The 21,028-nt window shown below is 57.9% G+C and carries 18 protein-coding genes; 5 read left to right on the top strand and 13 right to left on the bottom strand.

Annotated elements, in window-relative coordinates; translation table 11 throughout:
* Positions 1 to 8: 8 nt before the first annotated feature.
* From AC1DM5_RS34710 to AC1DM5_RS34695, 4 genes are all read right to left on the bottom strand, one after another.
* Complete coding sequence (locus AC1DM5_RS34710) at positions 9 to 5,495, bottom strand: AAA family ATPase (RefSeq protein WP_477823865.1); 5,487 nt, start codon at positions 5,493 to 5,495, stop codon at positions 9 to 11.
* Between the two features lie 240 nt (positions 5,496 to 5,735).
* A complete protein-coding gene (locus AC1DM5_RS34705) occupies positions 5,736 to 6,566 on the bottom strand; it encodes an alpha/beta fold hydrolase (RefSeq protein ID WP_477823864.1) in 831 nt (276 codons plus the stop codon).
* 257 nt (positions 6,567 to 6,823) lie between these two features.
* Positions 6,824 to 7,258, bottom strand: coding sequence for a DUF302 domain-containing protein (locus AC1DM5_RS34700; protein WP_477823863.1), 435 nt, complete (start codon positions 7,256 to 7,258; stop codon positions 6,824 to 6,826).
* A 9-nt stretch (positions 7,259 to 7,267) separates the two neighbouring features.
* Positions 7,268 to 7,660 carry a DUF983 domain-containing protein gene (locus AC1DM5_RS34695; RefSeq protein WP_477823862.1) on the bottom strand — a complete coding sequence of 131 codons (393 nt, stop codon included), beginning with the start codon at positions 7,658 to 7,660 and terminating at the stop codon, positions 7,268 to 7,270.
* Between the two features lie 174 nt (positions 7,661 to 7,834).
* Here AC1DM5_RS34695 and AC1DM5_RS34690 point away from each other — a divergent pair, with 174 nt between their 5' ends.
* Entirely contained in the window at positions 7,835 to 9,793 is a 1,959-nt protein-coding gene (locus AC1DM5_RS34690; protein ID WP_477976789.1) for a PAS domain S-box protein, read from the top strand.
* A gap of 140 nt (positions 9,794 to 9,933) precedes the next feature.
* On the opposite strand, the gene AC1DM5_RS34685 is transcribed toward AC1DM5_RS34690, so the two are convergent.
* From AC1DM5_RS34685 to AC1DM5_RS34675, 3 genes are all read right to left on the bottom strand, one after another.
* On the bottom strand, positions 9,934 to 10,566 hold the full coding sequence (locus AC1DM5_RS34685; protein WP_477823860.1) for a pyridoxamine 5'-phosphate oxidase family protein: 633 nt from the start codon (positions 10,564 to 10,566) through the stop codon (positions 9,934 to 9,936).
* A 53-nt stretch (positions 10,567 to 10,619) separates the two neighbouring features.
* Positions 10,620 to 11,588 carry an MBL fold metallo-hydrolase gene (locus AC1DM5_RS34680; protein ID WP_477823859.1) on the bottom strand — a complete coding sequence of 323 codons (969 nt, stop codon included), beginning with the start codon at positions 11,586 to 11,588 and terminating at the stop codon, positions 10,620 to 10,622.
* A gap of 79 nt (positions 11,589 to 11,667) precedes the next feature.
* Positions 11,668 to 12,657: an alpha/beta fold hydrolase gene (locus AC1DM5_RS34675; protein WP_477823858.1), complete on the bottom strand. Its 990-nt coding sequence runs from the start codon at positions 12,655 to 12,657 to the stop codon at positions 11,668 to 11,670.
* Between the two features lie 310 nt (positions 12,658 to 12,967).
* Between AC1DM5_RS34675 and AC1DM5_RS34670 the strand changes: the two genes are divergently transcribed.
* The 4 genes from AC1DM5_RS34670 to AC1DM5_RS34655 all read left to right on the top strand — a co-directional run bounded on the left by AC1DM5_RS34670 (position 12,968) and on the right by AC1DM5_RS34655 (position 16,641).
* Entirely contained in the window at positions 12,968 to 13,792 is an 825-nt protein-coding gene (locus AC1DM5_RS34670) for a response regulator (RefSeq protein WP_477823857.1), read from the top strand.
* Between the two features lie 477 nt (positions 13,793 to 14,269).
* Positions 14,270 to 15,043 carry an alpha/beta fold hydrolase gene (locus AC1DM5_RS34665; protein ID WP_477823856.1) on the top strand — a complete coding sequence of 258 codons (774 nt, stop codon included), beginning with the start codon at positions 14,270 to 14,272 and terminating at the stop codon, positions 15,041 to 15,043.
* 47 nt (positions 15,044 to 15,090) lie between these two features.
* Positions 15,091 to 16,038 carry a helix-turn-helix domain-containing protein gene (locus tag AC1DM5_RS34660; RefSeq protein ID WP_477976787.1) on the top strand — a complete coding sequence of 316 codons (948 nt, stop codon included), beginning with the start codon at positions 15,091 to 15,093 and terminating at the stop codon, positions 16,036 to 16,038.
* 54 nt (positions 16,039 to 16,092) lie between these two features.
* Positions 16,093 to 16,641: a carboxymuconolactone decarboxylase family protein gene (locus tag AC1DM5_RS34655; protein ID WP_477823854.1), complete on the top strand. Its 549-nt coding sequence runs from the start codon at positions 16,093 to 16,095 to the stop codon at positions 16,639 to 16,641.
* 190 nt (positions 16,642 to 16,831) lie between these two features.
* Here the strand turns inward: AC1DM5_RS34655 and AC1DM5_RS34650 are convergent, their stop codons facing one another.
* The 6 genes from AC1DM5_RS34650 to AC1DM5_RS34625 form a co-directional block, all read right to left on the bottom strand.
* The gene (locus AC1DM5_RS34650) at positions 16,832 to 17,227 is read right to left on the bottom strand and encodes a DUF6130 family protein (protein WP_477976785.1); all 396 of its coding nucleotides are present in this window, start codon (positions 17,225 to 17,227) and stop codon (positions 16,832 to 16,834) included.
* 149 nt (positions 17,228 to 17,376) lie between these two features.
* The gene (locus AC1DM5_RS34645; RefSeq protein ID WP_477823852.1) at positions 17,377 to 17,757 is read right to left on the bottom strand and encodes a response regulator transcription factor; all 381 of its coding nucleotides are present in this window, start codon (positions 17,755 to 17,757) and stop codon (positions 17,377 to 17,379) included.
* 81 nt (positions 17,758 to 17,838) lie between these two features.
* Positions 17,839 to 18,495: a response regulator transcription factor gene (locus AC1DM5_RS34640; protein WP_477823851.1), complete on the bottom strand. Its 657-nt coding sequence runs from the start codon at positions 18,493 to 18,495 to the stop codon at positions 17,839 to 17,841.
* The gene (locus AC1DM5_RS34635; RefSeq protein WP_477823850.1) at positions 18,492 to 18,857 is read right to left on the bottom strand and encodes an ATP-binding protein; all 366 of its coding nucleotides are present in this window, start codon (positions 18,855 to 18,857) and stop codon (positions 18,492 to 18,494) included. Before AC1DM5_RS34635 ends, AC1DM5_RS34640 begins: the two co-directional genes overlap by 4 nt.
* Positions 18,857 to 19,702: a hypothetical protein gene (locus AC1DM5_RS34630; protein WP_477823849.1), complete on the bottom strand. Its 846-nt coding sequence runs from the start codon at positions 19,700 to 19,702 to the stop codon at positions 18,857 to 18,859. Before AC1DM5_RS34630 ends, AC1DM5_RS34635 begins: the two co-directional genes overlap by 1 nt.
* 54 nt (positions 19,703 to 19,756) lie before the next feature.
* Positions 19,757 to 20,332, bottom strand: coding sequence for a toxin-activating lysine-acyltransferase (locus tag AC1DM5_RS34625; RefSeq protein ID WP_477823848.1), 576 nt, complete (start codon positions 20,330 to 20,332; stop codon positions 19,757 to 19,759).
* Positions 20,333 to 21,028 lie beyond the last annotated feature (696 nt).

Below are 21,028 nucleotides of genomic sequence, written 5' to 3'. Positions count from 1 at the left end.
CGCCGCCGTCATTCTTTCGCCGAGTACGTCTTCGCCGTCTTGAGCATAAAGGAAAAGACACTGCCAACTGGCTCGTTCGGGGTCATCCACAGACGGCCGCCGTGCGCCTCCACGATTGATCGGCAGATGGAGAGCCCCATCCCGAGTCCGCCCGACTTCGTCGTAAAGAATGCGTCGTAAATCTGATGAGCCTTTGAGGGGACGACCCCAGGCCCGGTGTCAGCAACTGTGACCATGATCTTGTCTTCGTCGATGCCCTTCGAACCTACAGTTATTCGCCGCGTCTCGCAGTCAGCCAGACTTATCGCCTCGACGGCGTTGAGGATCAGGTTCAGGACGACTTGCTGCAATTGAATCCGGTCTCCGAGAGTGGGTTCTCCATCAGCCTCGAGTTTAGTCTCCAACACTATCCCGTGCCGTTGGAGTTCACCACGGGTGAGAGCAAGCACGTCTTCGACCATGTCGTTGACATCGACCCTCGCGATGGCAAGGGGCGATTTTTTCGCGAGCGCCCGGATACTTGTGATAACATCCCCTGCTCGATGGCCATCCCTTATGATGCGCTCGGCGGCCTCCCGGGCTTCTGCAACATCGAACTGGTCGTCGCTGAGCCAGCGCAGGCATGTCGCGGCGTTTGTGACAATGGCCATCAATGGCTGATTCACTTCATGGGCTATCGATGCCGTCAGCTCGCCGAGGGCAGTTAGTCGCCCCGCTCGGGCTAATAGTTCCTGCGCTTCTTCGACGCGTTTTAGATCATCGATGTCAGTATGGGTACCGAACCATTTTATGATCGCCCCGGTCTCGTCGCGCATGGGCGTGCCCTTCACAAGAAAGGTGCGCGGTACACCATCGTGACGCATGATCCGCGCTTCGATCTGCCCGGCGGTGCCGGTCGCGACAAGCTCTGTCCATTTTCGAACCACCTTCTGCCTGTCGTCGGGATGGTACGTTCCTATCCAACCGCCTTCGCGTGCCGACTCTGGCGAGACCCCCGTATAGTCGTGCCACTGCTTGTTGAAGACAGGATAGAGCCCATCTGGTCGTGCGTTCCATGCCTGTGCCGGGATCATGTCGTATGAAACGCGAAACTCTTCCGCCAGCCGCCTTGCGTGTTCCTGGGCTTCTCGCGCATCCCGGTACAACGCGGCGTTCTCCAGCGAAATCGCTGCCTGAGATGCGAGGAGGCGCAAGATCGTGACCTGCTTCTTCGTGAACAGATGCGAGGAAATTCCATTTTCGAGGTAGAGCACCCCGACGAGTTCCTTTTGCTTGACGAGGGGCAAGCAGAGGATCGAACTCGATCTTTCAGCAAGGATGTAAGGATCAGACGCGAACAATTCTGCGGTTTGCGCGTCGTCAAGGATGACGTCCTCTCTGGTATGTATCACATAGCTGAGGATTGCTTCCGGCAGCTGCCGTGAGAACTGAGCAAGCTTGACCGAGACGCCCCGGTCATCCGTCACCGCCTCCGCCGCAATGTCCATTTCGCCGTCCTGAGGCAGCAGAAGAAGCCCACGGACTGCTCCCGAATGCTCAACGACGGTCACCATAAGTCGTTCGATGAGGCGATCGAGGACAATCTCTCCTGAGACTGCCCGGGACATGTCGACGACTGCCGCCAGATCCAGACGCTGCAGTTCGTAGGGCCCTGCCCCGACCGATTTCACGACGCTATCCAGTCCAGGATGCGCCAGATCCATTTGTCGGACCTTTAAAGTCGCGCCCCAGGCCGAATAGCAGGATCTCGCACTTCGCAAAAACCCTCGGGCACTGCGCTCCAGCCCACGTGCCGCGTAGAACCTTGCCGCCAGTTCATTCGAAAGCGCTTCATTCTGAATGAAACCGTATTTTTCTGCAGCTTTAATCGCCTCCTCGTAAAGCTTGAGCGCTTCGATCTGCCTACCCTCTATCCGGGCCATTTCTGCTGCCACAAGCGCGCGACGCGTTCCGAAATTCTCAGGGCAACTCCTTTCCCAGATGGCGATCTGATCGAGGTGATTTCGTATGGCCTCGACGTGAAGCTCCCGTTGCTCTGAAGCAGCAGAGTCAAACAACGCCGCGCGTATCAATGCCGCGTAGAAATGATACTCCGCCAAGTCTATGAACGTCCGCATTACGCGAAGGTCTTTTACAACAAGTCTCTCGGCCCTGAACGCCTCCTCATATTTCTGTGCGTGATACAGCAACTGCATCTGATGGGTCCGGTGCCAGACCAACGGAAGGAGCAGAGGTTCGCCGACGTCCTCCAGCCGAAGCTGAAAGGCCGCCTTGTCCGGCAAGGTTTCGCCCTCGGAAGGACCGCTTGATTCCAGCCCCTGGAGTTCGCGCACCAGCAGAAGCTGCCCGATTGCCGCATCGGCAGCCAGTCCGAAGCCTGCCTTGCGCGACAGCGCCAGGGATTGCTCGGCCTGGTGTTGTACGACGCTGAGGTCCGCTCCCGAGATGAGAAGATTGGATACCAACACCTTCGCGGTTGCCGATGCGTAGACCAAGTCTCCTGCCGCGATCCCGACTTCCATCGCAATCCGGGTCCTCTCGATTGAGGTCGGCAAGTGTCTGGTCCAGGGAATGACGTAGGAGGAGGAGCAGGTGTAGGTTCGTGCTTTGAAGCGATTGAGACCGTAGTCATCGACCAGTTGGACCCCTAGATTACCGAATTCTCCGCCAAGCTGATAGTCGCCGAAGCGAAGCCCAACAGCGACATTGAAAGAAGCGTAGGCATAGCATGACGCGTCGCAGTTGCCGTGCTGGAGGCTGAGGTTGACCATCTGGGCATAGACGAGAGCTTCGAGAACGCTGTCCGTCAAAACAGCAGGAAGGATGAGGTAGGCGAGCACGTCCATTGTCGCCAGCCAGGTCCGGTCGGTCATCTTTGGCAGGTTCACAAGTTGGTCGACACGACGACCGGCCAAAAGAGTTCTCATCTTCTCGATCTCCGCCCGAAGATCATCCTCGGTAGGATGGGCAACCCAGACAATGTCGAAGTTGCGGAGATATGCGAGTCCCACCTCGACGGCTTTGTCCTGATTGCCCAGCGCCACGTACAGCGAAGCCCGCAAGCGCACGACCGCCGCGCCGTCGACCGGGTTGTTCGCAAGATCGCTCAATGTCTGCAAATGGCTTGCGGCCGCGTCGTAGTCCCCTGTGAGGAATTCGCATTCGGCGTTCTCTATTTCGAGCTCGAAGAGCAGGCTGTAGTGCCTATCCCAGCACTTCGGAGAAAGAAGTTCCAGGCCCGTAGCAAAATATCGAAGCGCGGACGGGTATGCGGCGGATCTCTTGGCGCGGCCCCCAGCCTGGAGATAGAGGGCAGCGACTTGTTCGCGCTCTCCCCCTGCCCCAAGCAGATGCAACCCTCGGCCGAACTGATCTGTAACTTCGAAGATGCGCTCGTGGAGGCGAGCAGGAGACATCTTGGCGAGAAGCGCGCGCCCGATGTGCAGATGGATTGCAGCCCGCTCTTCCTCCGGAATAAGGAGATATACCGCTTCCTGCACGCGATCATGTGCGAAGGTATAACTGTCATCGACTCGCAGGAGAAATCTTTCCTGGACTGCCTCCCAGAGTATCGCAACGACCTGTTGTCCGGACTTGTCCGTGATCATCGAGAGAGTTCCAAGGGACGCAGAGTTGCCGAGGCTTGCCAGTAGTTTGACCACCTCGAGTGTCCGACTGGGCAGTCGAACGAGCTTGGACGCGACAAGCTCTGCAACGTTATCGGTAATCTGTTTGGCCCGGATCCTCTCCGTTTCCCAGTGCCATGAGCGTCGTACGTCGTCGAAGACAAGAAGTCCCTCCTCATCCATCGTCGAAAGAAATTGCGAGACAAAGAACGGGTTTCCTTCTGTTTTCTCAAGAACCAGGCCCGCAAGTGGTTCGAGAGATATTGGTTGCTGACCGAGCGCGTCTCCGAGGAGTTGCGCGAGATCAAGGAGCTTCAGGGGCGCGAGCGTCAGTTCTTCAACATTGCGGCTCCCAGTCAGCATCGCTGATCGCGCGACTTCAAAAGGGTGTCCTGAATGGATCGCGTCATCGCGATAGGCGCAGATCAGTAGTAGAGACTCCACCTCTGGATCGACGGTGATCCGCTCGATGAGTTCAATCGTCGCCGCATCGAGCCATTGAACGTCATCGATGAACAGCACCAACGGGTGATCGGAACGTGCGAAGACCTTGAGGAGGCGGATGAATATAAGGTGAAAGCGAGCTTTGGCCTCCTGAGGAGGCAAATCCGGAGCTTGCGGTTGCTCGCCGATTACAAGGGCCAGTTCCGGAATAAGGTTGATCATGAGCTGGCCGTTCGGCCCAAGCGCCTCTACGATTGCACATCGCCATCGGTTGAGATCGGCATCCCCCGAACTCAGTATTTGTCGCACTAGACCCCGGAAAGCCTGAGCGACCGTTGCGTATGGAATCTCACGGGTATACTGGTCGAATTTTCCGGTGGCGAACAATCCCGCCCGGGCGGCTTGGAATCTTCGCAGCTCCAGCACTACAGATGACTTGCCGACGCCAGCGGGGCCTGAAACAAGCAAGATCTCCGTCTGGCCACTCGAACGTACGCGGTCGAATGCCGCCGAGATGGCATCAACCTGCTGCGCCCGCCCATACAATCCGTCAGGCATTTGAAGTCGCCCCGCGGTGTCTTCGGCAGCAACATCAAACCACTCGACCCGCCCTTTCTCGGTCCAACTTTTCAGACACCGTTGGAGATCGGCTTCAAGCCCTCCCGCTGTCTGATATCTTTCATTGGGCTTCTTGGCCAACAGCTTAGTGATGATCGTTTCAACTGTGGCCGGAACGCTTTCCATTCGTTGGGAGATCGGAATTGGCAGTCGAGCCACATGTGAATGGACCCACTCCATTGGATCTCCTGCGACGAAGGGCAACTCACCCGTCAGCAATTCGTAGAAGACAATGCCAAGGGAGTAGAGGTCGCTGCGCAGATCGACCGCCAGCTTCACGCGACCGCTTTGCTCGGGAGCAATATACGGCAACGAGGCTGGACGAAGGATCTGGTCGCTGGCGACTTCCGCAATTTCCGTTGCCGGACCCGCGTTGCCAAACCCTGTGAGGCGCACGTTTCCGAACTGATCAACGAGTAGGCTGCTTGGCCTGATTTCCTTGTGCACCAACCCTCGGAAATGCACGCCCCTGAGTGCCGCCGCTGCGTTCACTGCTACAACGAGAAAGCGCCCTAGTTCGAACGGCGTTCCTTCGAGGCTCGCTGGGATCCCGCCGGGGTCGTCAAGCAGAAGTACGGTTCGACCATCCACACGCTCCAAAGTGATGGGCCTCGCGGCCCAGGCCGTATCGAGCTGATCGGTCAGAGAGAACTCATGTTCAAGGAGCCGCGTCACTTCCGAGGTGTCTTGGGGCGAAACTGACGCGATCAGCAGAACAGACGATTCACGATCTATCGTGCGCCCACGGAACATGGCGAGAGTGCCATCCTCCCACAATAGTTCTGGCTGGTATCGAGATATGGCCATCACGATGCTCCAAGCGGACCGGCTGTCAAAAGCTAACCCTGTCCCACATGCTTTGAAGCTAGGGGCGCACGTCTCAGGACAGATGGTCGAGATCGTAGAGCATTTCGCCGATAACCGTCTAAATATTTCTCCGGTCATCCTCGGACATCGGGGGTGTGAATTCGCGTGTGTGCGAAAAGCAGGCGCAGCTAGTTCGGCCAATTACGGCAGGGCCAACGCTTGTCAGCCCTGCCATTTTAATTAGGCCTTGATGAACGCCAGGATATCCGGATTCAGCACGTCGGGGTGAACCGACAGCATCCCATGCGGATATCCATCGTAGAGCTTCAAGGTGCCGTGCTTCAGGAGCTTTACCGATAGCTCGGCCGCATCCTTGTAGGGCACGATCTGGTCGTCGGTTCCGTGGATGACGTAGACAGGTACATCGATCTTCTTCAAGTCTTCGGTGAAGTCCGTCTCGGAGAACGCTTTGATGCATTCGTAGTGCGCATTCGCAGCACCCATCATGCCTTGGCGCCACCAGTTGTTGATTAGGCCTTGAGAGATCTTCGCGTCCGGACGATTGAATCCATAGAACGGCCCGGTCGGAACATCGATGTAGAACTGTGCCCGGTTCGCGGCCAGCGCCTGCCGCAAGCCATCGAACACGTCTATCGGTAGCCCTCCGGGGTTCTTGTCCGATTTGAGCATCACGGGGGGAACCGCTCCGGCTATGACTGCCTTCGCGACACGTCCCGGCTTCGCACGGGCCACGTAGTGCACGACTTCGCCGCCGCCCGTCGAATGGCCGATATGGATGGCATTCTTCAGGTCGAGGGCTTCGACGACCTCGGCAACGTCTGCCGCATAGGTGTCCATCTCGTGGCCCGTCCGGCTCTGCGAAGAGCGCCCGTGGCCGCGGCGGTCATGCGCTATGACCCGAAAGCCTTCCCCGAGGAAGAAGAGCATCTGATTGTCCCAGTCGTCGCCGCTGAGCGGCCAGCCGTGGTGGAACACAATCGGTTGGGCGTCCTTCGGACCCCAGTCCTTGTAGAAGATCTCGGTTCCGCCCTTCACTTTCACTGTTCCCATGAACTTGTCCTCCGTTCGGGATGCTTTCGGTTTGGTAGCGGCAGAAGCAGACGACCCGACTGCGAGGGCCACGGCGGCAGCCGATCCAACAAGCAATGCGTCCCGCCTGGTAAGGGAAATCGCTGACTCCGATGTCATTTGACAGAACCTCCTGTTCGCGACGCGTCAATCATCGCCGCTCTCCATCGAACGACACGATTGTTACGTCGAGGCCGATCCTGGTCTTTCGAAAGAGTCTGTTTGGGAAGATCGGCCTTTCAGAGTTGAGTTGAGACCGTCATGTCGTACGGAGTTCTGGTCGGGCAATTGCCGCACGCAGCATCGGCGACCGACCGCTGGACCTCGTCGAAGCGAGCAGCAGCTTCCGCTTTCACACCCATCGACTCGAATTCCTCGGCCACAGGCCGAAAAGCGATTGCCGATCTGTTGCCGGGCAGCTCTCGCACAAGCATCTTTAGCGGCAGATCGAGCGCGGTCAGCGGCCAGCCCAGCATGACGGGTGTCCCACCCTTGGGGTTTCCGTAGATCACGACGCGCGTCTGCGGCATCGAAAGACCGTTCTCTGTTGCCGCCCTCGCATGATCGATCTCGGTGAAGACGGTCATTCCGGCTTTGGCTATGGCTTGGAGGACGGTTTCAAGAGTCTCCTCGAATGAATGCGTCGTCCGGTGTTCGATGGGCTTCGATGGCATGATCGCTCCTCAGTCTTCGCTCGTTTCGTTTCCCTTGGACAAGCGCCCCTCCTCCGCCTTGTAGAAGTATTGGCTTGCAACGAGCCACCCCTTCAAAGGTCGCAGGGGCGGTATGCATGTCAGGATGAGGAATGGTCCGGTGACGAAGATCTGCGTCCAGATCGATGCGTGGTGCGCCACGGCAAGCCAGACAGAGAGGAGCACAGTCGGAATGCAAGCGAAGCAGATTACGAAGAAAGCGGGGCCATCTGCAGGATCCGCGAACGAGTAGTCCAGGCCGCAAACCTCGCATTCCCTGCGCAAGGTGAGAAAGCCGCTAAAGAGGTGGCCACGGCCGCATCTCGGACATAGGCCGCGAACGCCCGTCTTCAGCGGTGATAACGGCGGATAAGGATCTTCCATGTCTTCCCTCTCCTGAGCGCGTTGGCAGCCATTAAGCCACCCGCTCGCCCGGTTGTCGAGGAACATACTTCGGACGCCCGCACGCAATCGCACTTTGACGTAATTTCGGGTAACTTGCCGATATCTCTCGTCCTGCTAAGCTGCCTCCGGATGCGCTCTTCGACGGATCTGGTCATGGATGCAAAAGAAGGCATGCGATTGCTCCGAGCGCTGTCCGCTGAAGCGGGTCGCGACAGGATTGCCGATGCCCTTTCCGCTGCATGCCTTCGATGCGACGACGTAGAGCGTGCGGAGGTGACCTTTCTTTCGGAGGGCACCCCTCCAAATGTCCCGTCCGACGCCATGTCATCGCTCCTGACTACCAGAGCACCAATTGTCATCACGGGATGCAATTTACCTGGCTTACCTGGCGAAAAACCTGATCACCGCTGTCGACTGCTGCTTCCACTGGTGGTTTCGGAGACCACTTTTGGTGTGTTGATGCTAGAGAGTTCGACTATCGCAGCGTTCGGCGTGGACCAAACCGATTCCTTTGAAAGTATGGCGTCCTACGCCGCCTTGCGGATGAGAAATGCCGCACTGGATCTCGAGCTTCGGCAGGCACAGGAACGAGCTCGCCTTGCCGAATGGGAGCTGCGTCTCTCCTGGGACATGCTCCCTGCACATGCATGGCACACGAGCCCGGATGGCAGGCTCGAGGCGGTCAATCAACAATGGCTGAGCTACTTCGGACTCACAAAGGAAGAGTCCATGGGCTTTGGATACATGCAGGTTTTTCATCCCGACGACCGGGAACGTGTCCGGGTGTTATGGACTGGGCTTCTTACGGACGAGGTGGCGGGCGGAGTCGAGGCCCGCATGGTCGGTCGCGACGGATCCTCTCGCACGTTCCTCCTGCGGACTGTGCCGATCCGTGATGAAGCCGGCAAGGTGATAAAATGGTACGGCCTCAACACGGACGTCGAAGACCTAAAGATTGCGCAGAACCGCATCCAGGAAAGCGAGCAACGCTACGCCGCGACGCTGTCGAGCATTGGCGATGCGGTGATATCGACCGATGACAGGGGGCATCTGACATTCCTCAATCCAATCGCCGAAAATCTGACAGGATGGGCACAACAGGAAGCTGTCGGCAGGCCTGTCGAAGATATCTTCACGTTGATCGGGGAGGCGCTCGAGATTGTCGTTGATCCGGTATCCGAGATTGTCGGTCGAAGTGTCGATCTCGCAATCGGAACCCAATATGCGCTGCGGTCAAGGACGGGATCGGAAATCGCCATCGACGTGTCCGGAGCACCGATCATCGACGCCAGTGGCGACATGAAGGGGGCGGTTCTCGTATTCAAAGACGTGACCCATAGAAACGAAACCGCAGAAGCCCTCCGACGGTCGAAAGAGGATCTGGCTCGCATGAGCCGCTTGACGGCGATCGGCGAATTGGCGGTATCGGTGGCTCACGAAATGAATCAGCCTCTCATGGCTATAGTAACGAACGCCGCCGCGTCCATGAGTTGGTTGAAGGGAAGTCCCCCGAACATCGAAGAAGCGACGCAGGCGATGGACTGGGTTCTTCGGGATGGCCATCGTGCGGGTGAGGTGCTGAGCGGCATCCTGGCATTAGCAAGAAATTCGCGGCCAAAAGTCGAGCCTTTGAGTATCCGCGGCGTTATCGAGGAGGTGCTGCTGCTCACCAAGAGCGAACTTCGGCAGAAGGGCATCCTCGTCGAAACCCTTCTTGAGAACGGAGGGGACGAGGTGAACGGTGATCGGATCCAGCTTCAGCAAGTTCTGATCAATCTCGTCAGGAACGGCGCGGACGCAATGGCAGCGCTGGAAGACGGGCGCCGGGTACTTCGCGTCGGCACGAAAAAACAAAATGATGGTCTGATCCAGGTGAGCGTTTCGGACAACGGCGTAGGTCTCGATCCGGACACCGCCGAGCGGGCATTCGAGGCTTTCTTCACGACCAAGTCGACTGGCATAGGCATGGGCCTGTCGATCTGTCGGTCGATCATCGAGGCACATGGTGGTCACATCGGGATCGCGACGGAAAAGGGCAAAGGCAGTACCTTCAGTTTTACCTTGCGGCCTCCACCATCCTCGACAGCGCAATCCGAAGCTCTAGCAGGATAGCTGGATGAGGATCGAAGCTCGCGTAAGCGAGATGGATGCGGCCATTCAATTCGCATGCGGCGACGCACTTCTCCTGTTTAAATCCCAGGGTCACGAAATGGATTCGCGGGCGGACAGGATACCTCTGAATTCTTTCAAGGCTATCGAGTGTCCGTGGGCAGAGTGGCCTTCAAGTGAGCGATTTCGGATTCCAATTCCTTGATCCTCGCATCCCTCGTCTCCATCGCCTTCAGCACTTCCTCGGCTTCGAACCGGAGCGGAATGTGCTGCGGACAATTGGCGTCCCAGGCTTCGACATTGAACAGGATCACCTGCTCACGTCGAGCCTCATAGCTTTTTGGCATTAACTGATCGAGGAGTGTCGCATCGCCCTCCACCACTGCCGCCGTACCCCAGATCTTCACTCGGGAACGGCTCCCGTAGTCGATCAGGAAAAGCTGCGCCTTGTCGTTTTCGACGAGATTTCCCTGCGAGATGTACTGCCGATTGCCGACATAATCGACGAACCCGATCGTCTTCTCGTTGATGACACGGAGGAAGCCGGGCGGGCCGCCGCGATGCTGGATGTAAGGCTGGCAGTCCTTGCTGGCAGTCGCCATGAAGATGCTGATCTGCTTCTCGATGAAGTCCCTCAGATCAGGGGTAATCGCTGTCGCCCACCCGCCTCGCTCCTCGACGCGGGCGTAGGATCGGCGCGACCCCTTCCTTGCTTGAATCTCCTTCACCGAAGGCGAAAAGGCAATGTCGCTCGAGAAATGCTTCTCCGTCTCCACGCCGCCTTCCCTCCTGTGTATGACAGTCCTACGCCGCCGCGAAGAGTTTCCGATCACACGCCTTCGTAGACCAGACGGGTGAAGAGCGCCGGCGAGATCGCCCAGTTGCCGAATACAGCATCCCATTTCGCTGTAGGCTTGGCGGCGACGGCTTCTTCGGACGTGCGACCATCCTTTTTCAGCTTGGCGACGCTTTCGCGAATTCCGACGAGCATGTCATGCCAGGCGATCAGGTCCTTCTTATTCCCGATCTCGCCATGCCCCGGAATGACTATCGTCTGGTCATCGACCATCTCGACGTTCGCCGCAGCCGCCTGAATCTGCCCGTCGATGCTGCCGCCCGTCGAGTAGTCGATAAAGGGATAGACGCCATTCCAGAAAGTGTCGGCCACATGGATGACGTTCGCTTCCTGGAAGAAGACTGAAATGTCACTATCCGTATGCGCCGGGCCATAATACTTCAGCTTGATCGTCTGACCGTTATGCTTGAGCGTCTCCTCGTCGCCCTTCATGAGCACCGTCGGCAAGGCGCCTTTCGGCGACGCCGGGAAGTCGAAGTCCCAGTCCTCGACACGCGTGGCAACGGTCAGGTGCTTCAGCGAGTTCGGATGGGCCATGATTATGGCGCCTTCCGAATTGAGCCACTCGTTGCCGTCAGTGTGGTCGAAATGCCAGTGCGAATTGATCAGGTGTTTGATCGGCTGCGGACCAAGGTCGGCGAGTGCCTTCTCGATCTTGGGACGCGTGGCAGTGATTCCGGCGTCGACGAGCAGCTTACCGTCTTCGCCGACAAGAACACCCATGTTGCCGCCTGAACCAGAGAATGAGCTGATGCCACTCCGCAGGTTCGTCGTCGTGATGTCCGCAGCTGCCGCAGCCTCGCGGATCTGGACGACCAGGCTCTTGGCGGCGGCGAATACTTCCGACGGAGTAAGCCAGCCCCCCGTAGCCGCAAATGTCGCGCCACCGAGGCAGCAAAGGCAGAATCCACGTCGTGACAAATTGTAGTCGTGCTTGTTCATTTTCCGCTCCATCTGTCTGAAAGGTCACGCAAAAGGGCGCCACCACGCAGGGAGGCGTGCGTGGTGGCTGGGCCTCGATCTAATCCCGGCTGAGTTTTCGATCGAGGAAATCGTGAATGAGCGGTGCCATCTCCGGCAGCTTGTCCTCGAGTGCGAAGTGCCCGGTGTCGAGGAGATGCATCTCGGCGTGCGGCAGGTCGCGCAGATACGGAAACGCGCCATCCGCCGGAAAGATCTTGTCGTTCTTGCCCCAGACGATCAGCGTCGGCGGCTTCTTGTCCCGGAAGAACTTCTGGAACGCCGGATAGAGCGGGACGTTGGTGCCGTAGTCGTGGAAGAGGTCGAGCTGGATGTCGTTGTTGCCGGGACGATCGAGCAGCGGCTGGTCGTGGCCCCAGTTGTCGGGGTCAATGTGCGAGAGGTCGCTCATGCCGTCCGTATATTGGAATTTGGTCGTTTCCGGCTTGAAGAGAACCATCAGAGCCTGGCGGTTCTCGGGCGTGTCGTTTTTCCAGTACGCCTTGATCGGATCCCAGAACTCCTTGAGGCCCTCCTCGTAGGCATTGCCGTTCTGCACGATGAGCGCCGAAACCCGGTCCGGATGCTTCAGAGCGAGGCGGTATCCGACAGGAGCGCCATAGTCCATGACGTACATCGCGTATTGCTTGATATCGAGTTTGCCTAGCAGGCTATCGACAATGTCGGCATAGTGCTGGAACGTGTATTCGAACTTGGTGTGGTCAGGCGCATCGCTCTGTCCGAAGCCGGGGTAGTCCGGCGCGATCACGTGGTACTTGTCGGCAAGGATCGGGATGAGGTTGCGGAACATATGCGAAGAGGTCGGGAAGCCGTGCAGCAGGAGCACGACCGGAGCATCTGATGGTCCTGCTTCTTGGTAGAAAACCTTCGTGCCGTCGATGTCGACGGTATGATAGGTGACCTGAGGAACGACCAGCTTGTGTGTAATGGCAGCCTTCTTGGCGGCGAAGGACACGGTCGGTACCGCAGTTGACGCAGACAGTGCGAATGCAATCGCCAATGCGGTCCGGCTCAAGATTATTCTGTTCATTTCAGCCTCCACGGTGATGGTGAAATCGAAATCGATCGGGCCATCGCCGACCGCCGATCTTTGTTGAATTGCTACGCCTGATGACCTTGGAGGACGAGCAAGTTGTCGTAAGGCGTGGTGAGTTCGCGTGAGACTCTGTGAGGATGAAGCTCGCCGACCCTCTCGATTTCCTAGACTTTGGTCGAGTTCCCCACGACCTTGTCCGGGACTCAATGGACGTAAGGCGAATTGTTGGTGCTTAGAACGAGAGTTAGGCTACCTCCGCAATCAGCAGTGCAGCGAACAATTGCAGCAGGCGGGGGAAACAGCCATGCAAGTCCAGTTCAACGATACGCTCGAGCAGCACGCACGCGCATACACACCCAGGTACTCGGTCGAAGCAACCCGCGACGGTCTTGACGGTTCAATCCGCTTCGGCCGCTTCTGCGCCATCCCGCACTCCCGCCAGCTTCTGATGGATGGGCGGCCGCAGGAGATCGGCGGGCGCGCCTTCGATCTTCTCATGGTCTTACTGAAGTCGAACGGCGGCATCGTCAGCAAGGACGAGATCCTGAATGAAGTCTGGCCATCCATGGTGGTCGAGGAATGCAATCTGCGATTCCAGATAAAATCGCTGAGGCGCGCCTTGGGCACTCATGGCGACATGATCAAGACGATCGTCAGGAGGGGCTATATGCTCATCAGGGAAGACATCCCTCAAGACAGCGCTCAGCACGACGCAGTCCCCTTGCCGGTGCTTCCCGCAGTCGATGCGGCAGCCATCACGCGACCTGATGCGCCGTACATCGTCCTCATCGAGGATGACGAAAGCGTTCGCCGCGCGATTTCGACCCTTCTACGGTCGGTTGGCCTCAACGTCGCGGCGTTTGATTCCGTCAAGGCTTATCAGGAGAGCGAACACTCCCGTCAACCGGACTGCCTGATCCTCGACGTCTGCCTTCCCGGCCGGAGTGGGCTGGACTTCCAGGCGGATCTTCTGCAGACGGGAATTCGCTACCCCATCATCTTCATCAGTGGAAATGCGGACGTCCAGATGTCGGTCCGCGCGATGAAGGCCGGAGCGATCGAGTTCCTGACAAAGCCCGTGCGACATCAGGATCTGCTGAGCGCGGTTGACATGGCTGTAAACGCCTAGCGGGAGTTGGACTTCGGTTTCGAAAGGCCGTCTGTCTCGAGAATTTTCCGAGCAGCCCTTTCACCTCCGGCTCGTTCACAAGAAACGAAGCTTGCTACACAGGCATCACACGAATTCAATCAATTCCCCTTCCGGAAACGGCGATTGCGTCGTGCGGCTGTCAAGCGAGTGCAACTGCGGACGGGCTCCGACCTCGGGGTCGAAGGGGGAACCCGTAGCAGGTTTTGACGGGTTCCCTTCAAGCAAGTCAATGCACTGCCATGCTCCACATGCGTGCCGCACAAATGCCCTTGCAGCATCGCTAATATACTGCCGCGTTGGTTAATGACCAGTTAACTGAAAACGTGCCGCTCGCACCGAATTTCACACGGCATCGCGACAACTCACACCAATGGATCGCTGCCCGTAGTAGCCTCGTAGGAACATAAACCGAGCGCATGCCCGCAATTGCAATGCGCCGACTGTGAGGTACCCGGCATGAAAGAGTGGTTGTCGAATTCAGCAATGGTCGTGGCTCTCTTGCTGAGCCAAAGCGCGATGGCGGCCTCGAAGCCCACGATCGTGCTGGTGCACGGAGCTTTCGCGGAATCAGCGAGCTGGGACCGAGTAGCCGCCAAGCTGGTGAAAGATGGATATCCAGTCGTCGCAGTGGCCAACCCTCTCCGGGGCTTGAAGTACGACTCCGACTATGTCTCGGCGGTCCTGAAGTCCATCGACGGGCCTGTCGTCCTGGTCGGCCATTCCTACGGCGGATCAGTGATCACCGACGTCGCGGTCGAAGGAACGAACGTCAAGTCCCTCGTCTTCGTGGCGGGCCTCGCGCCGGATACGGGTGAGAGTGCGGGCAGTCTTGGCAAGAAGTTCCCCACCGGGACGCTCGGCGACGCTCTTGCTCCACCCGTCCTCCAACCGGGCGGCAAGCATGATCTGTACATCCTTCAAAGCAAGTTCTGGAAGCAGTTCGCAGCAGACGTCCCGGAACAGCAGGCTGCACTTATGGGTGCCGAGCAGCGTCCGGTCACGGCCGAAGCTCTCAACGATCCCTCTGGAGAGCCGTCCTGGAAGAAGCTGCCATCGCATTTCATCTATGGCACAGCCGACAAGAACATTCCGACGGAGCTTCACGAGTTCATGGCAAAACGGGCAGGAGCGAAGGAGACGGTCGGCGTGAAGGGCGCGTCGCACGTGGTGATGATCTCCCATCCCGACCTCGTGTCCGCGATGATCGAGCGAGCCGCGGCCGACAAATAGAGCAACGACCATCATATCATTCGCATCCTTTTCGAGAGGAGCAACCGATGCAGACCGATATCGCCATCAAGGTGAGCTTGGGCCGGATACGTGGCGTCTTCAAAACTATCGATGACTGCCTGCATGTCGAGCATTTCAGCGTGACAGACCCGAACATCTCTCTGGCAAAGCTTACTCGGGAGAACGGCAATTGCGCGATCACCACGTCGTTGGGTTCCGGTGTCGGTACGTTCGTGGTCGCGGCTCGGGACTCCGAGCTTCGTCTCGAGCAGAAGGGCCGCGTCCTGTTTCAAGGAGTGATGATCGAAGACAGCGTGACCTTCATAGAAGGTCCGGATCCGATCGCCGTCGAACTCAAGTCCGACGCCTGCCTCTACGTGCTCACCTTCCTGCGAGAGCCTTTTCAAGGCCCCTGTCCTGTGGTCGGTGGAAGATTCAGCATTCGCGATATCCGCCTGGCTGAGTTGATCGGCGAGATTGCCGAAAGCTCACCGATGCGGCGGTGTGAACTCACAAAGGACTTCTCTCGGCTGGCATTCGAACATTACCAGTCACTGCCGCGGGTACATCCTCTCTCTGCATGGCGACTGAACCGGGTGAGACGCTACGCGGAGTCGCACCTCGATCGGCGAATGTCCCTGGAGGAACTGGCCGACGTCGCAGGGTTTTCACGAGCGCATTTCGCGGCAACATTCAAAGCGGCCACGTCGATGAGCGCCCATGAATTCCTTCTTCGGATGCGAATTCAGGCCGCCGGCAGATTGCTCGCTTGTACCGATCTGGCGCTCGTGGAGATCGCACTTCAGACGGGGTTTCAAAACCAACCTCATTTCACGACGGTCTTTCGCAAGATCACTTCGGTCACGCCGGGAAAATGGCGGGCATCGCGTCGGGCAGCTGTGCTGGCCAGCGTGGCGGATACGTTGAGCGGCGCTGCACCGGTCCTCGAACATCAGCCTCAACGCGAAGGATCCCTGCCGCATGATCTTCATTGAAGTCGGCCCTCAGCGCCGAGATACAACACGTGACCCAATGGAAGGAAGTGAACCATGTCGCGAATACCCATCCCTGCAAATCTCGAAGCCGCTCCGGAAGCTTCCAAACCGACTCTCGAGGCGATCAAGAAGCAGATCGGCGCCCTGCCCAACGTGTTCCGGATGATGTCGAACAGCCCCGCCGTCCTGGAAACCTACGCCGCGCTGAACGGCGCACTCGGCAAGGGCAAGCTCGATAAGAAAATCCGGGAGCGGATCGCGCTGGCGATTGCCCAGATCAACGGCTGCGAATACTGCCTCGCCGCGCACACGTACACCGGAGCCCACGTGGCGAAGCTGAGCGTCGACGAAATTCTTGCAGCCCGCCGGGGTGGATCGTCCGAAGCGAAGGCCGACGCTGCCGTGAAGTTTGCTGTCAGGGTCGCAGAAGCCCGAGGTGGTGTCTCAACAGAGGAGGTCGAGGCCGTGAAGGCGGCGGGCTTCGATGACGGCGAGCTATTGGAAATAGTCGCCCACGTCGCCGCGAACACCCTCACGAACTATCTTAACGAGGTCTTCAAGACCGATGTCGATTTCCCGAAGGTCGACCGCCAGGCTGCCTGAGATCGTCTGCCCTGTCGAGCGAGACCGCTCGACAGGGCTCGCGTTCGCCAACATTTGCCGCGCCAACCGAACAGACCCTCGCGACGGGGAAAACGCGAGGGTCTGTTCTTCGGGCGTCGAGAGGGTACAGGCGACGCGGGGGCATGGCGGATCCGCGTTCGATCGCCCTTGGACGTCGAATCCTTTCTAACTACTTCCTTTCCGGGATCACGAAACTTACGGTTTGCGCAGTGATCACGTGATGGTTGGGATCCGCAAGCTCGACGAGGACCTTGTGTTCTCCGGCTGGAAGTCCGACAACGATTATTGTCTCGCCGCTGGCATCGACGAAATGYCATGGAAGGTCGTCAACCGTGATGTGGACATGCCCAATCCGTGGGGAGACCTGTAGCGCGCCTCTTCCGAAGACCGGGACGATGCGGATGTTCTCTGCGCGGTACTGAATAAAAACGAGACCCCGCGACAGCGGCTCCGGGAGCGACGGATCGACGATGAGGAGCGCTTCGGGTTCGTTCTCTATTGCGATAAGCGGCGATGGACCGCGGATCTCCCGGGCGCTCGGCATCGGGGAATACCGATCCGTCATGATGGCTCTCCAAGCTCGTTGCTTCGATGGTGACGTGTGGACGAAGCCGTCCTCCCACAGTCCATTGTCAGCCTGAGGGCCGATGGAGTCGAACGAGATGGCGTGAGATGCCCTGGGATGTGGTTGGAAAGGCTCTTCTACGAAGCAGTCTACCGAGCTTCCAGCGCGGTCCTGATAGCTTCGAGAAGATCGGCTGGATTGACGGGCTTCAGGAAGATATTGACAGCGCCTGAATTGCGTGCCCGATCACCGGCCGCAACGTCGGAATGGGCGGTGATGAGGATCGACGGTATGGTGATTGCCATCCCGGAAAGCTTGTCCAGCAAGTCGAGTCCTGAAATGCCGCCAAGCTGTATGTCCGTCACCAGGCAGGACGCACTCTGAAGGTCCGAAGAAGCGAGGAAATCCTCCGCCGAAGAAAAGGCTGTAACTCGCATTCCCGAAGCACGCAGCAGCCCCCGAAGAGCGTCGCGAACTGGCTCGTCGTCCTCGACGCAAACAACCAGAGAGGGCTGCGATGCTTCAACCATTGGCCGATCCTGTTCATGTGATCCTATGATCGTGCCAGCATGCTCACAATGCGACTTATGTCTGGAAAAGATGCCGGGAACCTAGCCTTTGGTCGAGGTTTCCCGCTGCTCGTTCAAGTCGAGCAAGTCGTAGTGGCGGACGAGTTCCGGTAGTGTCTGCACATGCATCTTCTGCATGACATTTCCACGGTGCAGCTTGACGGTCGCCTCTGTGATGCCCAGCGCCGCGGATATCTGTTTGTTGCGTTGCCCTTCGACGACTAGGATCAGAACTTCCTGCTCTCGCTTGGTAAGCTTTTCGAAGTCCGCGCGAACGCTAGCCGCAGCCGCGACCTTTTTCGTCGAACGACTGTCCTGCTTCATCGCCGAGTGAACGGCATCCAGAAGGTCCTGCTCGCGGACGGGTTTGGTTAGGAACTCAACCGCGCCTGCTTTCATTGCCCTGACGGCGATCGGCACATCGGCGTGACCACTCATGAAGATCACCGGGCGTTGGAACCCCCGAGCCCTAACCTCCTCGTAGAACTCGATGCCGCTTTGCCCAGGAAGCCGGACGTCAAGGATCATGCAGCCGACCTTTTCCAGCTGCCCTCTGGCCGAAAACTCTGTAGCCGAGGAGAACGCGATGACGTTGAACCTCATCGACCGCAGCAGGCCTACAAGCGATTCCCGAACACCCGCATCGTCTTCAATCACGACGACTAGCGCCGAGGCGTCTTCACGTTGCTTCTGGTTCATGCGCCCCCCATTGCATACGGTATGGTGAACTCGAAGACCGTTTCCCCTGCCGCCAGCGGCCGAGCCGAAAGCCTCCCGCTATGTGCCTCGATGATCGACCGACAGATCGCCAGCCCCATGCCGGTCCCCTCTGGCTTGGTGGAGAAGAATGCTTCGAAAATACGCTCTGACGCAATGGGGTCGAGACCATGGCCGTTGTCCTGTAACGCCCCCGGGATGTCATCGGAAACCCTGCTCCAGGTAGCAGTCCCTATGTTTTGGCTGAGTTCGCCTCCGTCGCGCTCAATCTGACGCACTGTTCCTCGCGAATAGGCATCAAGTGAGAGAAGGGCAAGCATTACGTCCTGCTGTGTCGCGGTCATCATCTGCTCCCGTCGCCAAAAAAATGGGCTTTCGTAATGAGAAATCCGAGAGGACTGTCTCGATATGGTCGCTGGTGGCCCGGTGGGTCTCGGTCGAAAACCTGTTCGCCGACGGGGGTTTTCAGCCAAGGTAAGCGGTCACGTATTTTGGAGGTCACCGGTTCATCGGTGATTTCAATGTCGAGGCCCGTGAAACGGACACCCGGAAACGCTTTTCCAAGATCCTGAGGTCGAATTTCGAAAATTGTCTTCGGATTTTGCTCGTCTCGGAACCCGATAAAAGCTGGATACCGATTGCCGCCAAACATTCTAAATGGCATTCGACCGGTGGCGGCCTTCATGCGTTCGAAGTCGGCGTCCTGCAGCATGCCAATGCTGCTTTTGACGCCGATCGTTAAGAGAATCGCTTTCTCCCAGATTTGTGCGAGTGTTCCCCCGTTCTCATGCTCGACCGGAAGAATATAGAAGGTGCCTCTGCCCGGGATGTCGAAGATCAGCGTCTCCCCATAGAGCCTGGTAGCTCCACCCGCTCCTGTCAGGCTTTGGGTCACTCGGCTATAGCGGACTTCCATCACTGTCGAGGCTTCGACGGGTTTGCCGTCGACCTCGACGCCTGCAATGACTCGATAGCGGATGCTAGCGGTCTCGCCGTGGCATCCCGTCAACAGAATTGCCCCCCAAAACAACAATAGGGGCTTTGTTGCCAGGAGCTTGAGGAATTCAAATTGAAACGGATTAGCGAAAAGGCGACCTACTCGTCTCACGGCAAGTCCACCTCTCCCGCGCATCGCGCGTGTGAATGGGAAACCTGTCGCTACTATAGCTTCGCCATGCCGGATCGACATGCCTGTCTCGCGCAAATTAAGGGAAAGGTGGGTGATGACGCCTCGTCCGAGGCGTCAGTTCAGATGCTTGTTGGACTCGTCACCAGTCGCGTCTGACGGGGCCGAATCTGCCGTCGACAGCTTGGAAAGGACCTCAGGATCAACGAGATGCGCAACCATGGGGTGGATCTTAATGCTGTCCTGCTTGGCAACCTGATGGAACTGCGTCAGCACCATTGTCGCGAGCTCGCGTGTCGGAGCGATCACGTCAAGTAGCCAGACGATCTCGCCACTCTTCCAGTCTTCCGGCTTCAGCCGGATCGGAAAAGCGCCGGCTTTTGTCTGCTCCGCAATGCGTGCATCAACTTCCGAGCTGACGGTCGCCCAAATGGCGATCGCCGGCGCCTCGATACCGCTTGACGCCTTTGGCGTCGCAATCGCAACCCGGTCGTTGATCAGGGGATCTATCACGAGATGAGACAGATCAGATATCATCTGACTGCGGTAACGCGGCACCGAGCTCATCGCCAGCACCACTTGACCAAACGTCGATTGAAGGGCAGCTTTCGCGCCTGCCAGCTTCTTTTTGGTCTCTTCGGAAATCTGCCCGTTCAATTGATTCACGGGCTCAGCACTAATAGCGCCGTCCATATACTCCCCCAGCCGCACAAAAGGTTGCAATCGCTTAAAATCGACACCCTTCCTACATATTATAAGTTGATTTTACAATTTTAAATAAATTATTTCAGATATACGTGTTAAAGTCGAAAAATACTTCTAGTGCCCATTACCCCGACGAGGGCGTGGCCATTCCCCAGCCCCGGTCGCAATCGGCGGCCGACCCCTCTCGCTCACCTACCCGGTCGCACCATAGATCGCGAAAAATCGATGAAGTCCTCGCGCGAGCCCGCCGCATCCTCCTTTGCCACGCGACCCCGAGACCGAACTTGAAGTCGGCACCTTTGACTAGCTTCAGCTTGAAGCCAAGGTTCGGCGAATCCTGCGTCTATTCCGGCACGAAGCCGATGCCAAGCCCGCTGAAACCAGGATACCAACGATGCAACGAGATCTGTCCTCGCAGGTAGCCTGGCGAGCTCCATTCGGTTTTCATCCTCTCCGCTTAATTTCCGGAGCAATTTAAGGGTTCACTTGCACGTGGCTTTACCCGGCCTCCCCGGCATTGGTAGCTCTTGATGGGATTGGAACCATAAGTCTGGAAAATCTGCAGCTGCAAATCTGCCCTATAATAAATGACTCTCAGGCTCGTGCATCGACGGTGGGAGGTCCCGTTTCCCATGAAGCACACGCCACACAACACGCCACACATCCACATGATCTTTTTGATCA

The organism is Rhizobium sp. 01T437 (assembly GCF_056398505.1).
This window is presented reverse-complemented; position numbering and strand designations above follow the sequence as displayed.